This window comes from Luteimonas padinae (assembly GCF_014652935.1).
Classification (GTDB): Bacteria; Pseudomonadota; Gammaproteobacteria; order Xanthomonadales; family Xanthomonadaceae; genus Luteimonas; species Luteimonas padinae.
Window position 1 is genome coordinate 163567 of the sequence record NZ_BMZT01000003.1, and the last position, 13415, is coordinate 176981.

General features: G+C 72.8%; 13 protein-coding genes. 3 read left to right on the top strand and 10 right to left on the bottom strand.

Going from position 1 to position 13415, the window contains the following annotated elements; all coding sequences use genetic code 11:
* Nucleotides 1-4 precede the first annotated feature (4 nt).
* Entirely contained in the window at nucleotides 5-604 is a 600-nt protein-coding gene (yjgA, locus tag IE168_RS04265; RefSeq protein WP_225217894.1) for a ribosome biogenesis factor YjgA, read from the bottom strand.
* An 11-nt stretch (nucleotides 605-615) separates the two neighbouring features.
* On the opposite strand from yjgA, the gene pmbA reads away from it, so the two are divergent.
* Together pmbA and IE168_RS04275 are read left to right on the top strand one after the other, a co-directional pair.
* Nucleotides 616-1974, top strand: coding sequence for a metalloprotease PmbA (gene pmbA / locus IE168_RS04270; RefSeq protein WP_189495869.1), 1359 nt, complete (start codon nucleotides 616-618; stop codon nucleotides 1972-1974).
* A gap of 113 nt (nucleotides 1975-2087) precedes the next feature.
* Nucleotides 2088-2528 (top strand): DUF4870 domain-containing protein, encoded by a 441-nt coding sequence (locus IE168_RS04275; protein WP_189495569.1) that lies wholly within the window; start codon nucleotides 2088-2090, stop codon nucleotides 2526-2528.
* A 12-nt stretch (nucleotides 2529-2540) separates the two neighbouring features.
* On the opposite strand, the gene IE168_RS04280 is transcribed toward IE168_RS04275, so the two are convergent.
* From IE168_RS04280 to dnaE, 6 genes are all read right to left on the bottom strand, one after another.
* Complete coding sequence (locus tag IE168_RS04280; RefSeq protein ID WP_189495571.1) at nucleotides 2541-3443, bottom strand: farnesyl diphosphate synthase; 903 nt, start codon at nucleotides 3441-3443, stop codon at nucleotides 2541-2543.
* The gene (locus IE168_RS04285) at nucleotides 3436-3702 is read right to left on the bottom strand and encodes an exodeoxyribonuclease VII small subunit (protein ID WP_189495573.1); all 267 of its coding nucleotides are present in this window, start codon (nucleotides 3700-3702) and stop codon (nucleotides 3436-3438) included. The genes IE168_RS04280 and IE168_RS04285 overlap by 8 nt, the downstream gene beginning before the upstream one ends.
* Before the next feature lie 10 nt (nucleotides 3703-3712).
* Nucleotides 3713-5029 carry a tRNA lysidine(34) synthetase TilS gene (gene tilS / locus IE168_RS04290; protein ID WP_189495575.1) on the bottom strand — a complete coding sequence of 439 codons (1317 nt, stop codon included), beginning with the start codon at nucleotides 5027-5029 and terminating at the stop codon, nucleotides 3713-3715.
* 52 nt (nucleotides 5030-5081) lie between these two features.
* Entirely contained in the window at nucleotides 5082-5363 is a 282-nt protein-coding gene (locus tag IE168_RS04295) for a hypothetical protein (RefSeq protein ID WP_189495577.1), read from the bottom strand.
* Nucleotides 5364-5431: 68 nt separating this feature from the next.
* Complete coding sequence (locus IE168_RS04300) at nucleotides 5432-6391, bottom strand: acetyl-CoA carboxylase carboxyltransferase subunit alpha (protein WP_189495579.1); 960 nt, start codon at nucleotides 6389-6391, stop codon at nucleotides 5432-5434.
* Nucleotides 6392-6468: 77 nt separating this feature from the next.
* Nucleotides 6469-10053: a DNA polymerase III subunit alpha gene (gene dnaE / locus IE168_RS04305; RefSeq protein WP_189495581.1), complete on the bottom strand. Its 3585-nt coding sequence runs from the start codon at nucleotides 10051-10053 to the stop codon at nucleotides 6469-6471.
* Between the two features lie 251 nt (nucleotides 10054-10304).
* Between dnaE and IE168_RS04310 the strand changes: the two genes are divergently transcribed.
* Nucleotides 10305-10505, top strand: a complete 201-nt coding sequence (locus tag IE168_RS04310) for a hypothetical protein (protein ID WP_189495584.1) — start codon at nucleotides 10305-10307, stop codon at nucleotides 10503-10505.
* 284 nt (nucleotides 10506-10789) lie between these two features.
* Here IE168_RS04310 and IE168_RS04315 read toward each other — a convergent pair whose 3' ends face one another.
* From IE168_RS04315 to lpxA, 3 genes are read right to left on the bottom strand one after another with little or no spacing between them, the layout of a single operon-like run.
* The gene (locus IE168_RS04315) at nucleotides 10790-11428 is read right to left on the bottom strand and encodes a ribonuclease HII (protein ID WP_189495871.1); all 639 of its coding nucleotides are present in this window, start codon (nucleotides 11426-11428) and stop codon (nucleotides 10790-10792) included.
* A 14-nt stretch (nucleotides 11429-11442) separates the two neighbouring features.
* A complete protein-coding gene (gene lpxB / locus IE168_RS04320; protein ID WP_189495586.1) occupies nucleotides 11443-12633 on the bottom strand; it encodes a lipid-A-disaccharide synthase in 1191 nt (396 codons plus the stop codon).
* Complete coding sequence (lpxA, locus tag IE168_RS04325; RefSeq protein WP_189495873.1) at nucleotides 12630-13415, bottom strand: acyl-ACP--UDP-N-acetylglucosamine O-acyltransferase; 786 nt, start codon at nucleotides 13413-13415, stop codon at nucleotides 12630-12632. The genes lpxB and lpxA overlap by 4 nt, the downstream gene beginning before the upstream one ends.

Genomic DNA, 13415 nt, shown 5'->3' on the forward strand with positions numbered 1-13415 from the left:
GCTCCTACACGGTGCCGTCGTCGGCGGGCGTGTCGGCGTCCAGCAGCGCGCGCACTTCGCGGTACAGCTCGCGGAAGGCGCGCGGCGGCTTGCCGGCCTTGCGCTCGGCCAGCGCGTTGCGCACCAGCTGGCGGATGCGCTGGCTGTCGGCGCCGGGGAACTCGTGCATCAGCGCCGAGAGCGCGGCTGCGCCGTCCTCGCCCAGCAGGCGCTCGCGCCATTCCTCGGCGCGGTGCAGGCGCGCGGTGTCCAGGCGCGCGGCTTCGCCGTCGGTGTCCAGGGCGTCGCGCAGCGCGTCCAGCGCCTCCTCGTCCTCGCGGCGCAGCTGCTTTGCCAGGAAGGCGATCTCGCGCTTGCGCGCGATGTTGGAGGTGATGCGGCGCGCCTGGGCGATGAAGGGCAGCAGGTGTTCCCCCAGCGGCAGCTTCGCCAGCCGGCCCGGGTCCAGGTCCACGAGCTGCTTCGCCAGCTCCAGCACGTCCAGCGCCTCGCGACGCTGCGCGCTGCGGCTGGGGCCGAGGAATTCACCGGTGTCGTCGTCCTTGCCGCGCATGTCGTTCCAGCCCGCCGTCCAACCATTCAAGAACCACGAAGGATAAGGCATTGACCACCGCCATCACCGACGCCACGCCCGCCGTGGACGACAGCCGCCAGCGCCTGGCGCGCCTCGAGGGCATCGCCGCCCAGCTGCTCGACCGCTGCCGCGCCGCCGGCGCCACCCAGGCCGAGGTCTCCTGCAGCGAGGACCGCGGGCTCGAAGTCAACGTGCGCATGGGCGAGGTGGAGTCGATCGAGTCCACGCGCGACCGCGGCATCGGCGTCACCGTCTATTTCGGCCAGCGCAAGGGCAGTGCCAGCACCGCCGACCTGCGCGAGGAGAGCCTGGCCGCGACCGTGGCGCAGGCCTGCGCGATCGCCCGCCACACCGAGGACGATCCCGCCTCCGGGCTCGCCGACCCGGCGCTGATGGCGCGCGACCTGCGTGAATTCGACGCCTGGCACCCCTGGGACCTGGACGCGCAGCAGGCGGTGGAGCTTGCGCTGGCGGCCGAGCAGGCCGGTCGCGACGCCGACCCGCGCATCAGCAACTCGGACGGCGCGGGCGTCGGCAGCGGCACCACGCTGTCGGTGTACGCCAACTCCCACGGCTTCGTCGGCGCCGAGCGCGCCAGCCACCACAGCCTGTCCTGCGCGCTGATCGCGGGCCAGGGCGACGCCATGCAGCGCGACGGCTGGTACAGCCACGCGCTGGCGCCGGGCGATCTCGAACCGGCCGCCGCCGTCGGGCGCAGCGCAGCGCGGCGCACGGTCGAACGCCTGGATCCGCGTCCGCTGGCCACCGGCCGCTACCCGGTGCTGTTCTCCGCCGAGGTCGCGCGCTCGCTGCTCGGACACCTGCTGGGGGCGGTCTCCGGCGGCGCGCTGTACCGCGGGGCGAGCTTCCTGGTCGACAGTGCCGGCACGCGGCTGTTCCCCGACTGGTTCTCGATCCACGAGCGTCCGTTCCTGCAGCGCGGCCTGCGCTCGGCGTCGTTCGATGCCGAAGGCGTGGCCACGCGCGAGGCCCCGCTGGTCGAGGCCGGCGTGCTGCAGCGCTACGTGCTCGGGAGCTATTCCGCGCGTCGCCTGGGCCTGGAGACCACCGCCAACGCCGGCGGCGTGCACAACCTGGACGTCGCCGCCAACGCCGGAAGCCTCGAGGACCTGGTGCGCGGCATGGCTGACGGCCTGCTGGTCACCAGCCTGATGGGGCAGGGCGTCAATACCGTCACCGGCGACTACTCGCGCGGCGCGGCGGGCTTCCGCGTCGAGAACGGAGCCATCGTGCATCCCGTCGACGGCATCACCATCGCCGGCAACCTGCGCGACATGTTCCTCGCGATCGAAGCCGTCGGCCGCGACATCGACCCGCGTTCGCACATCCGCACCGGCTCGATCCTGGTCGGCGCGATGACGGTGGCCGGCGCGGACTGACGCGCCATCTCCACCGCGCGCGGCGCGACCGGCCCTGTCATCGGTTGGGTTGCGCGCGGCGCGCGCGCGCCCCAACTTACGGGGACACGGCTACCGGACGAGGACACCCTGCCATGAACGAAACCCGCGACGTGATCGGCACCACCACGCCCAGCGAGCGCCAGTGGGCCGCGTGCGCCCACCTGGCCGCGCTGGTGCTGGCGCTGTGCACCAGCTGGATGGCGGGGATCGCCGGCGTGCTCGGCGCCGGCGCGGTGTACATGTTCAAGCGCGACGATTCGCCCTTCGTCGCCGCGCACGCGCGCGAGGCGCTGAACTTCAACCTCAGCATGTTCATCTACGCCGCGGTGGCCTGCGCGATCGCCGTCGTGCTGGTGGGCGCGACCCTGCTCACGCTCGGCATCGGCGCGATCGTCACCCTGCCGGCTGGCCTGCTGCTGCTCGCGCTGTTCGTCGTGATCGCGCTGATGTGGCTGGTCTGCAGCGTGATCGCGGTGCTCCGCGCCTGGAACGGCGAGGCCTACCGCTATCCGCTGACCCTGCGGCTGTTCTGAGGCGCGCCCGGATCAGTACGAACGGCTGATCGCCAGCCGTCCCAGCGCCGCCAGCGCGTCGCCGCGCGGGCCCAGCGGCGCGAGCGCCGCATCCATCGTCCGCGCCAGGCCGTCGAGCCGGGCGCGCGAGGCCTCGATGCCGATCAGCGCCGGGAACGTGGCCTTGTCCTGCTCGGCGTCCTTGCCCGCGGTCTTGCCGAGCGTGGCACTTTCGCCCTCGACGTCGAGCAGGTCGTCACGGATCTGGAACGCGAGCCCGAGCGCATCGGCGAACGCGTCCAGGCGCACGCATCCGGCGTCCGGAGCACCGGCGGCGATCGCGCCCAGGCGCACCGCGGCGCGGATCAGCGCGCCCGTCTTGAGCGCGTGCAGGTGCTCCAGCGCGTGGATGCCGGCTTCGGCGCCGCGGCCGGTGGCCGCGAGGTCCAGCGCCTGCCCGCCGCACATGCCCGTCGCGCCGGAGGCCAGCGCGAGTTCGCGCAGCATCGCGACGCGCGCGGCATCGCTGCAGGGCGCGTCGGCCAGTACCGCGAAGGCCAGCGACTGCAGCGCGTCGCCGGCCAGGATCGCGGTGGCTTCGTCGAAGGCGACGTGCACGGTCGGTTGGCCGCGGCGCAGGGCATCGTCGTCCATCGCCGGCAGGTCGTCATGCACGAGGGAATAGGCGTGCACGAGTTCGATCGCGGCGGCGGCGGCATCGAGCGTGGCCTCGTCGGCACCGAACGCGGTGCCGCTGGCATAGGCCAGCAGCGGGCGCATGCGCTTGCCGCCGAGCAGCACGGCGTGGCGCATGGCGTCGCCGAGCCGTGCTTCCGCCGCCGGATGCCGCGCCAGTGCGTCCTCGAGCACGCCGTCGATGCGACGGCGCCAGGCGTCCAGGCGCGCGGCGACGTCGCCGCCGCCGGCGTCAGGCATCGTCGCCGAGGCCCGGGAACGGCGTGGCGGCGTCGGGCTGCTGCGGATCGGTGAGCAGGCGCACGCGCAGTTCGGCCGCTTCCAGGGCCTGCTGGCAGCGGCGGTAGAGGCCGACGCCGCGCTCGTAGGCGGCAAGCGAATCCTCGAGGCTCATGTCTCCGCGTTCCATCTTCCCGACCAGCTGCTCGAGCGCGTCGAGCGAGGCTTCGAAATCGGCGACCGGGGAGCCGGTGGGGGCGGTATCGGGCGTGTCGGACATGGCTTCGAGTTTACGCCATGTCATGCCAGCGCAGGCGTGCGCCATGCCGGTGCAGCCAGGCGTCCAGCGCTGCCGACACCACGGCGTCGCCCGCCGCCAGCAGCCGGCCGTCGCCATCCGACAGCAGTGGCATGCGCGGCCGGACCCAGGGTGGGCAACCGCTGTCCTGCAGGAGCTGCTTGAGCGAATGCGAATGCCTGCGTCCGGGCATCAGCATGCGCTCGCCCCCCTGCCGTGCGTGCGCGCGCAGCGGGGCATCGAACGCATCCGCGCCTTCCAGCACCAGCCGGCCGCCACCGGGAAGCTGCAGCGGGTCGCGTCCGTCCCAAAGGCGCGACCAGCCGGCCGGCAGCGGCGCGGCGTCCGGCACGGCATGCAGATGCCCGCGCCAGGTGCGGACGCAAGCCCCGGCCCAGCGGTATTCGGCGGCGCCGTCGCCACGCGCCTGGAACAGGGCTCCGATGGCGGTGATGCCCGAGCCCGGGAGCGGCGGCAGGTCCGAGCGTGCGGCCCATGCACGCAGCAGGCGCGCGCGGCGCGGCGGAGAAAGCGCCGACAGCGCCGCGATCGGCAGCGGCCCCGTGGCCGACGCCGTGGGCGGGCCGGCCAGGGCGTCCAGCGCGGCGCTGTCATCGTCCGCCAGCAGGTCCGTGGCCTCCGCGCACAGGGCGGCACTGCGCGCGAGGGCGGCGGAGGCTTCCGGCCAGCGCTGGCGGAGCAGCGGCAGCACCTGCTGGCGCAGCAGGCTGCGTGCGTGGGCGGGATCGGCATTCGCCGGGTCCTCGATCCAGTCCAGCCCGCGCGCACGGGCCCAGGCCTCGAGGCGCGCGCGCGGCTGCGCGAGCAGGGGCCGCCACATCCAGCCGCCGGCGAAGCGCCGCCAGGGCCGCATCGCGGCGAGGCCGTCCGGCCCGGACGCACGCAGCGCTCGCAGCAGGAAGGTTTCGGCCTGGTCGTCGAGATGGTGCGCGAGGGCCAGCACCTCGCCGGCACCCAGGGCCTGGGCAAAGGCCGCATGGCGCGCGGCGCGTGCGGCGGCTTCCAGCCCGAGCCCGCTGTCACGGGCGACTTCGACGCGACGGACTTCGAGCGCGACGCCCAGCCTCGAGCACAGCCCCGCGCAGTGCGCGGCCCAGGCATCGGCATCGGCATGCAGGCCGTGGTGTACGTGCAGGGCGCGCAGGCCGCGTTCGCGGATCGCCGGGAGCTCGGCCAGGCGCTGCAGCAGGACGCTGGAGTCCAGGCCTCCGCTCAGCGCCACCAGCACCGCGCTGCCGGTTCCCTCGTCCGGGAGCGCGAAGATGGTGTCAGGCAGTGCCGGATCCATGGGTGGACAGGCTGCGGCGCGCGGCGCCCGGGCCACCGCGCGCCGCCCCGGCTTACTCGGTCTCGATCCGGACGCCGCCGATGAAGCCGGCCGCCAGGTTGTAGATGAAGGCCTGGATGGCGCCGCCGATGAAGCCGAAGATGCCGTACATGATGGGCATGGTGATGATGGCCATGAAGCCTCCGACGAAGCCCACGCCGCCGGCGTCGCCGAAGAGGCTGCCGAGCACGCCCCCGAACAGGAACACGAGGATGCCGGCCAGCAGGCCGAAGGCGGCGGCGGTGATGCCGAAGATCTTCGCCGCGGACAGGACGTCGATGCGCTTGATGATCATGTGTTGGTCTCTCCCCTGGGCCGGCGGTCTGCCGGCACGGGAGAGTCTATGCGATCGTGCGCGCCGGCTCAGGCCGCCTCGTAGGCCCCGTAGCCGCGCAGGCGCCGGTAGCGCTTGTCCACCAGCACGTCGGCCGGCAGTGCCTCCAGCTCGTCGAGCTGGTTCAGCAGCACGGCTTTAAGGCGCAGTGCGGTCTGGCGCGGATTGCGGTGCGCGCCGCCGATCGGTTCGCGCACCAGTTTGTCGACCAGGCCCAGGCCCAGCAGCCGCTTCGCGGTCAGGCCCAGCTGCTCGGCGGCGTCCTTGGCCTTGGCCGCGTCCTTCCACAGGATCGAGGCGCAGCCCTCGGGCGAGATCACCGAATAGGTGCTGTATTCCAGCATCACCGTGCGGTCGCCGACGCCGATCGCCAGCGCGCCGCCGGAGCCGCCTTCGCCGATCACCGTGCACACGATCGGGATCTTGAGTTCCGCCATTTCCATCAGGTTGCGGGCGATGGCTTCGGACTGGCCGCGCTCCTCGGCGCCGATGCCGGGATAGGCGCCGGGGGTGTCGATGAAGGTCAGCAGCGGCAGCTTGAAGCGCTCGGCCATCTTCATCAGCCGCAGCGCCTTGCGGTAGCCCTCGGGGCGCGGCATGCCGAAGTTGCGGCGTACCTTGGCCTTGGTGTCGCGGCCCTTCTGGTGGCCGATGATCATCACGCTGCGGCCGTTGATGCGGCCGATGCCGCCGACGATCGCGGCGTCGTCGGCATAGGCGCGGTCGCCGGCGAGCTCCTGGAACTCGTCGCAGATGTAGCGGATGTAGTCGTTGGTGTAGGGCCGCGCCGGGTGGCGCGCGAGCTGCGACACCTGCCAGGGCGTCAGGTCGCGGAAGATCTGCGCGGTGCGCAGGCGCAGCTTGTCCTGGAGCGTCCGGAGTTCGGCGTCGATGTTGACGGCGGGGCCGGAGCTGGCCTGGCGCAGGTCCTGGATCTTGGCTTCCAGGTCGGCGATGGGCTGCTCGAAGTCGAGGTAGTTCGGATTCATCGACGGCTTCGGTCGGAAAAGGAGGGAGTCTAGCGGGTTCGGCCCGGGGGGACCGTACGTCGGGGTGTGGCCGCGGCTCAGCCGGCCGCCCAGGGGCGGCTGCCCATGCCGACCTGGACCGCGCGCACGCCGTCCTCGCCTCGCAGGCGGTCGACGAGGTCCGGATCCACGCGGACCGCGTGCTGGCCGTCGAGGTCGAGCGAGCCGGCGCTGCCCGCCGGCAGCAGCAGGTCCAGGCGCAGCGGCGTCGGCCCCGGGCGGTGCGTCGACAGCAGGGCGTCCACGCGGTCTAGGGTGCCCGCGACGGACAGGTCCAGGCGCAGCGACAGCCGCCGCGCGGACTGGTTGCAGACTTCGTGGAAGTCCCAGGCGCGGCGTGCGCGCAGCGAGAAGCCGCCGCTGAACTCGTCCTCGCGCAGGCCGCCCTCGACGATCACGATGCGGCCGGTGGTCAGCAGCGGCGCGTGCTCCATCCAGGCCTCGGAGAAAAAGGCGCACTCGAGCCGCCCGCGCCCGTCCTCCAGCACCACGAAGGCCTGGCTCTCGCCGCGCTTGCGGATGCCGGTGACCTGGCCGGCGACGATCGCGGTGACCTCCTGGCGCCAGCCGCCACGGCCGCCTTCGCCATTGCCGTTGCCGCCCTTGCGCGCGGAGCTGGCCGATTCCCACAGCGCATCCAGCTGGCCGAGGTCGGTGCCGACCAGCGCCTTGAGCTCGCTGCGGTAGGGATCAAGCGGGTGGCCGCTCAGGTAATGCCCGAGCGTGTCGCGCTCGCCTGCCAGCTTCTGCGCCAGCGGCCATTCCGGCACTTCCGGCAGGGTGATCTGCGCCGCGGCCGCCGCAGGCTCCGCGAAGCCGCCGAACAGCGAGGCCTGCCCGGCCTCGCGCTCGCGCGCGAGCTGGTCGGTGGCCTTCAGCACCTCGGGCAGCTGCAGCATCAGCGAGGCGCGGTTGCAGCCGAGCGCGTCGAGCGCGCCCGCATTCACAAGGGCTTCGAGCGTGCGCCGGTTGAGGCGCGCCGATTCGTTGCGCCGGCAGAAATCCAGCAGATCGACGTAGGCGCCGCCGCGTGCGCGCTCCTCGGCGATCGCCTCGCAGGCGCCCTGGCCGACGCCCTTCACCGCGCCCAGGCCGTAGCGCAGCGTGCGCGGGTCGATCGCCTCGAACATGTAGGACGAGTGGTTCACGTCCGGCGGCAGCACCTCCAGCCCGAGCGCGCGCGCCTCGGCGAGGAAGCCCACGACCTTGTCGGTGCTGTCCATGTCGCTCGACAGCACCGCGGCCATGAACTCGGCAGGATGGTGCGCCTTGAGCCAGGCGGTCTGGTAGGACACCAGCGCGTAGGCGGCGGCGTGCGACTTGTTGAAGCCGTAGCCGGCGAACTTCTCCAGCAGGTCGAAGATCGGGCCGGACACCTTCGGTTCGATGCCGTGCGTCTGCTGCGCGCCGGCCTCGAATTTGGCGCGTTCACGCGCCATCTCCTCGACCTTCTTCTTGCCCATCGCGCGGCGCAGCAGGTCGGCGCCGCCCAGCGAATAGCCGCCCAGGATCTGCGCGGTCTGCATCACCTGTTCCTGGTACACCACCACGCCGTAGGTCGGCGCCAGCACCGGCTCCAGCAGCGGATGCGGGTACTTCACCTCGGCGCGGCCGTGCTTGCGCTCGATGAAGTCCGGGATCAGGTCCATCGGGCCCGGGCGGTACAGCGACACCAGCGCGATCAGGTCCTCGAAGCGGTCGGGCTTCGCGCGCTTGAGCAGTTCGCGCATGCCGCGCGATTCGAACTGGAACACGGCCACGGTGTCGCCGCGCGCGAACAGCTCGTAGGTCTTCGCGTCGTCGAGCGGGAGCTTGGCGATGTCCAGCGGCTCGACCGCGGCGTCGCCCTGCGCGGACCCATCCGCCGCATGGCGCCGGTTGATGGCCTTGACCGCCCAGTCGATGATCGTGAGCGTGCGCAGGCCGAGGAAGTCGAACTTCACCAGGCCGATGGCTTCGACGTCGTCCTTGTCGAACTGGGTGACCGGGTTGCGCCCGGCGCCCTCGCCGTCGTGTTCGGCGAACAGCGGGCAGAAGTCGGACAGCGGCGAGGGCGCGATCACCACGCCGCCGGCGTGCTTGCCGGCGTTGCGGGTGAGGTCCTCGAGCTGCAGCGCGAGGTCGATGAGTTCGCGGACCTCGTCCTCGTCGTTGTAGCGCGCGATCAGTTCGTCCGAGCGCCAGGCGTCGTCCTTCTTCCCCTTTTCGGTCCGGCCCAGGGCGTCGGGCAGCGACACGCCCAGGGTCATCGGCACCAGCTTGGCGATGCCGTCGACCAGGCCGAAGGGATAGCCCAGCGCGCGGCCGGCGTCGCGCACCACGGCCTTCGCCGCCATGGTGCCGTAGGTGATGATCTGGCTGACGCGGTCGCGGCCATACTTGCGCGCGACGTAGTCGATGACCTCGTCGCGGCGGTCCATGCAGAAGTCGATGTCGAAGTCGGGCATCGACACGCGTTCCGGATTCAGGAAGCGCTCGAACAGCAGGTCGTAGGGCAGGGGGTCGAGGTCGGTGATCTCCAGCGCCCAGGCCACCAGCGAGCCGGCGCCCGAACCGCGGCCCGGGCCCACCGGAATGCCCTGCTCCTTGCCCCAGCGGATGAAGTCCGAAACGATCAGGAAGTAGCCGGGGAAGCCCATCCGGATGATGACGTCGAGCTCGGTCTCCAGGCGCGCCTGGTAGCTGGCGCGGTCGTGGCCGGCGGCCAGCGGCGCGTGCTCGAGCCGTCGCGCCAGGCCGTCGCGGGCCTCGCTGCGGATCCAGGAGTCGAGGGTGTGGTCGTCCGGGACCGGGAAGGCGGGCAGGTAGTAGGTGCCCAGGCGCAGTTCGAGGTTGCAGCGCTGTGCCAGCGCGACGGCGTTGTCGATCGCGTCGGGCGCGTCGGCGAACAGCGCCGCCATCTCCTCGCCGGATTTCAGGTACTGCTCGGCGGTGTAGTCGCGCGGACGGCGCGGATCGTCGAGCACTCGGCCCGAGGCGATGCAGACCCGCGCCTCGTGCGCCTCGAAGCCCTCGCGGTCGATGAAGCGGACTTCGTTGCCGGCCACCACCGGCAGCGCGCACAGCGACGAGGCCTGCAGCGCGAAGTCGTTGAACGCGGCCTCGTCGGCGAAGCCGCAGCGGGCGAGTGCCAGGTGCAGCCCGTCGCCGAACACGCCGCCCCAGTCGCGCAGCCAGGCTTCGGCCTGGTCGTGGCGGCCGGCCGCGACCAGCCGCCCGGCCGGGGACTGCCGGCCGGCCAGCGCGAACAGGCCGGCGTGGTCGTCGCGCAGCCAGTCAGGGCGCACCACCACGCCGTCGTGGCGCTGGCCTTCCATCCACGCCCGGGTCAGCAGGCGCGACAGCGACAGGTAGCCGGCGTGGTCGCGGCAGAGCAGGGTGAGCGTGGCGGGGGCCTCGTCGCCCTCGGCCAGGCTGATGTCGGCGCCGGCGATCGGCTTGATGCCGGCGCCTTCGGCGGCGCGGAAGAATTTGACCAGTGAAAACAGGTTGTTGCGGTCGGTCACCGCCACCGAAGGCTGCCCCAGGGCCACGCAGCGCTTGACGAGCTCCGGGATGCGGATCGTCGAGTCGGCGAGCGAGTACTCGCTGTGGAGGGCAAGGTGGACGAAGCGTCGGGACATCGCGGGACCGCAGGTGCAGCAGGCAGGGTAGGGTCCCGCCCTCGCGCGGACAAGGCTTGACAGCCAGGCCCGCGCGGCCGAACGGGAAGCTGCGGGGCCGCTCGCCGCGCAGCAGCGCCTCCTCGGTGCGCAACCGGCGGAAGTCGAAGTAGGCCTCGACGCGTGGGGATCTCGTCGGAGGCGGCCAGCGCGAGCGCCACCGACCGGAAGCGCGCGAGGCTCCGCACACCCGGTTCGAACCCGGCGATGTGGTGGCGCTGGGCCCTCGCTGGTCGATGGTGGCGCGCGCGCGGGCCGCCGACGATGGCGATCCCGCCGAGATCGCGCTGTACAACGCCGAGACGCTGTCGCTGCTCGGCGACACCGCGGCCTCTAACCGCGAACTGGCGCGTGCGAGGACATCCGGCATGGCGAAGGCGCGCATCCGCGCCAGCCCGGTGCTGGGAAAGTGAGGATGTGCGGCCGCCATGGCCGCGCGGAGGCATCCCCCGCAAGGGCCGGCGGGGCGCGTTGACCGGCCCGCAGCACTCGACCACCAGGAGGCATCGCGATGGCCAGCAGGAAACACCCGGACCACCCGGGCAAGGCGCAGACGCCCACGACCGGCAGGGAACCACCGAAGAAGGCGGAGGCGCCCCGTTCGGGCACCGCCGACAAGCGCATGGCGAAGGCGGGCGGCTCCGACCGGCGCCCCAAGAGCGGAGGGCCGGTAACCCGCTAGTGCCTGCCGGCCGGCTCAGCCGGCCGCGAACAGGTCGCGCGCGCCGGCCTCGCGCACGGGCGCGAAGCTCCTGCGATGTTGCGGGCAGGGGCCGTGCGCGCGCAGCGCGGCCAGGTGCGCGGGCGTGCCGTAGCCCTTGTGGCCATCGAAGCCGTAGGCCGGGAACTCCCCGTGCAGGGCCAGCATGGCGCGATCGCGCGTCACCTTGGCCAGGATGGATGCCGCCGCGATGCTGCGGTCGCGGGCATCTCCGCCAACCCAGGCTTCGGCGGCGCAGGGCAGGCCGGGCGGGATCGCATTGCCGTCGATCCGGGCCAGCCCGGCCACGTGCGCGACGGCTTCGATGGCGCGGCGCATGCCGAGCATGGTGGCCTGGTAGATGTTGATGCGGTCGATCTCCGTGGCTTCGATCGCCACCACGTGCCAGGCCAGGGCGCGGTCGACGATGCGCGCGTACAGCTCCTCACGGCGCGCGTGCGCGAGCTGCTTGGAGTCGTCGAGGCCGTTGATCCGCGGGCGCGAGGGATCGAACACCACGGCCGCAACGACCACCGGCCCGGCGAGCGGCCCGCGGCCGGCCTCGTCGATGCCCGCGACCAGCGCGGATACCGCAGCCGAACCGGCCGGCGCTGGGCGCGAGCGGACTCCGACCAGCGGCGCGCGCTGCTTCACGGCGCCGCGTCCGCCGGCGTGGAGGCGTGACGTGGATCGAGCAGTTCGGCCACCGCGGCCGCGGCCTCGCGCGAGGCGTCGCGGCGCAGCTGCAGGTGCAGGTCGCGGTAGCGTGGTTCGAGCGCCTCGATCGCCTCCGGCTGCTGGAACCAGGCCAGCACCGCGTCGGCCAGCGCGAGCGGCGTGCAGTCGTCCTGCATCAGCTCGGGCGCGATGGTCTCGCCGGCAAGCACGTTGGGCAGGGCGTAGCGGTCGACCTTGAGCAGTCCGAGGCCCTTCACGATGGCGTGCGTCGTCGGCGAGATGCGGTAGCCGACCACCATCGGACGCTTGGCCAGCATCGCCTCCAGCGTGGCCGTGCCCGAGGCCAGCAGCACCACGTCGGAGGCCACCATCGCCGCGCGCGCGGAGCCGTCGAGCAGCCGGACCTGCGGCGCCGTGGCGCCGGGCGCCGGCAGCAGCTGCTCCAGCGCTGCGCGGCAGGCGGCGTTGGCGGCCGGCACCAGCACCTGCAGGCCCGGGATGCGCTCGGCGACCAGCGCGGCCGCCTGCAGGAAGGTCGGCGCCAGGCGTTCGATTTCGCCCAGGCGCGAGCCCGGGAGCACCGCCAGCACCGGCGCCTCCGTATCGACGCCCAGCGCCTGGCGGGCGCCGCGGCGGTCGGGATTGAGCGGCATCGCATCGGCCATCGGGTGGCCGACGAAGCGCGCGTCGACGCCGTGGCGGGCATAGATCGCCGGTTCCATCGGGAACAGGCAGAGCACGCGGTCGGCACTGCGGCCGATCTTCGCCGCGCGGCCCTGGCGCCAGGCCCAGACCGAGGGGCTGACGTAGTGCACGGTGCACACGCCGCGCGCCTTCAGCCGGCGCTCGAGGCCGAGGTTGAAGTCGGGCGCGTCGATGCCGATGAAGACGTCGGGCGTCCAGTCCTGGATCCGGCGCTGCAGGCCGCGGCGCAGGCGCAGCAGGCGCGGCAGGTGGGCCAGCACTTCGGACAGGCCCATCACCGCCAGCTCGCCTGCATCGTGCCAGGTGTCCACGCCGGCCGCGCGCATGGCGTCGCCGCCGATCCCGGCGAACTCCGCGTCGGGGAAGCGCTCGCGCAGGCCTTCCACCAGGCCGGCGCCGAGCAGGTCGCCGGAGGCTTCGCCGGCGACCAGCGCGAAGCGCGGCCCGCCGCCGGTCACCGCAGCAGCGGCCTGTCGCCGCCCTCGATGAAGTCCAGCATCAGGCGCACGTCGTCGCTGCCCTCGGCGAGTTCGGCGAGCTTCGCGCGCGCCTCGTCCAGCGCCTCGCCGGACATGTAGACCGCGCGGTAGGCGCGCCTGATCGCGGCGATGCGCTCGGCGTCGAAGCCGCGGCGCTTCAGGCCCTCGGCATTGATCCCGCGCGGCCGGCCGTAGCCGTCCTGCGCGACCATCAGGAAGGGCGCCACGTCGCCGTTGACGAAGGCACCCATGCCGATGAAGGCGTGGTCGCCGATGCGGCAGAACTGGTGCACGCCGGCGAAGCCGCTGAGGATCACGTGGTCGCCGACCACGACGTGGCCGGCGAGCGTGGCGTTGTTGGAGAAGATGCAGTGGTTGCCGACGACGCAGTCATGGGCCACGTGCGTGTACGCCAGCAGCCAGTTGTCGCTGCCGATGCGGGTCACGCCGCCGCCGTCGCCGGTGCCGCGGTTGAGCGTGGTGAATTCGCGGATGACGTTGCGGTCGCCGATCTCCAGGCGCACGCTCTCGCCGCGGAACTTCTTGTCCTGGGGCTCGCCGCCGATCGCGGCGTGGCCGTGGACGTGGTTGTCGCGGCCGATGCGCGTCGGGCCCGTCACGCTGCAGTGCGGCCCGATGCGCGTGCCCGCGCCGATCTCGACCCCGGCGCCGATGATCGTGAAGGCGCCGATGCTGGCGCCCTCGCCGATGACGGCCGAGGGGTCGACGATCGCGCTGGCGTGGATGGCCGCGGCGGCCAT

What these genes read in the sequence shown, in the direction of transcription:
- yjgA (WP_225217894.1), bottom strand. Translation starts at nt 604, where the DNA reads ATGCCTTATCCTTCGTGGTTCTTGAATGGTTGGACGGCGGGCTGGAAC.
- IE168_RS04275 (WP_189495569.1), top strand. Translation starts at nt 2,088, where the DNA reads ATGAACGAAACCCGCGACGTGATCGGCACCACCACGCCCAGCGAGCGC.
- IE168_RS04280 (WP_189495571.1), bottom strand. Translation starts at nt 3,443, where the DNA reads ATGCCTGACGCCGGCGGCGGCGACGTCGCCGCGCGCCTGGACGCCTGG.
- IE168_RS04285 (WP_189495573.1), bottom strand. Translation starts at nt 3,702, where the DNA reads ATGTCCGACACGCCCGATACCGCCCCCACCGGCTCCCCGGTCGCCGAT.
- tilS (WP_189495575.1), bottom strand. Translation starts at nt 5,029, where the DNA reads ATGGATCCGGCACTGCCTGACACCATCTTCGCGCTCCCGGACGAGGGA.
- IE168_RS04295 (WP_189495577.1), bottom strand. Translation starts at nt 5,363, where the DNA reads ATGATCATCAAGCGCATCGACGTCCTGTCCGCGGCGAAGATCTTCGGC.
- IE168_RS04300 (WP_189495579.1), bottom strand. Translation starts at nt 6,391, where the DNA reads ATGAATCCGAACTACCTCGACTTCGAGCAGCCCATCGCCGACCTGGAA.
- dnaE (WP_189495581.1), bottom strand. Translation starts at nt 10,053, where the DNA reads ATGTCCCGACGCTTCGTCCACCTTGCCCTCCACAGCGAGTACTCGCTC.
- lpxA (WP_189495873.1), bottom strand. Translation starts at nt 13,415, where the DNA reads ATGGCCGCCGCGGCCATCCACGCCAGCGCGATCGTCGACCCCTCGGCC.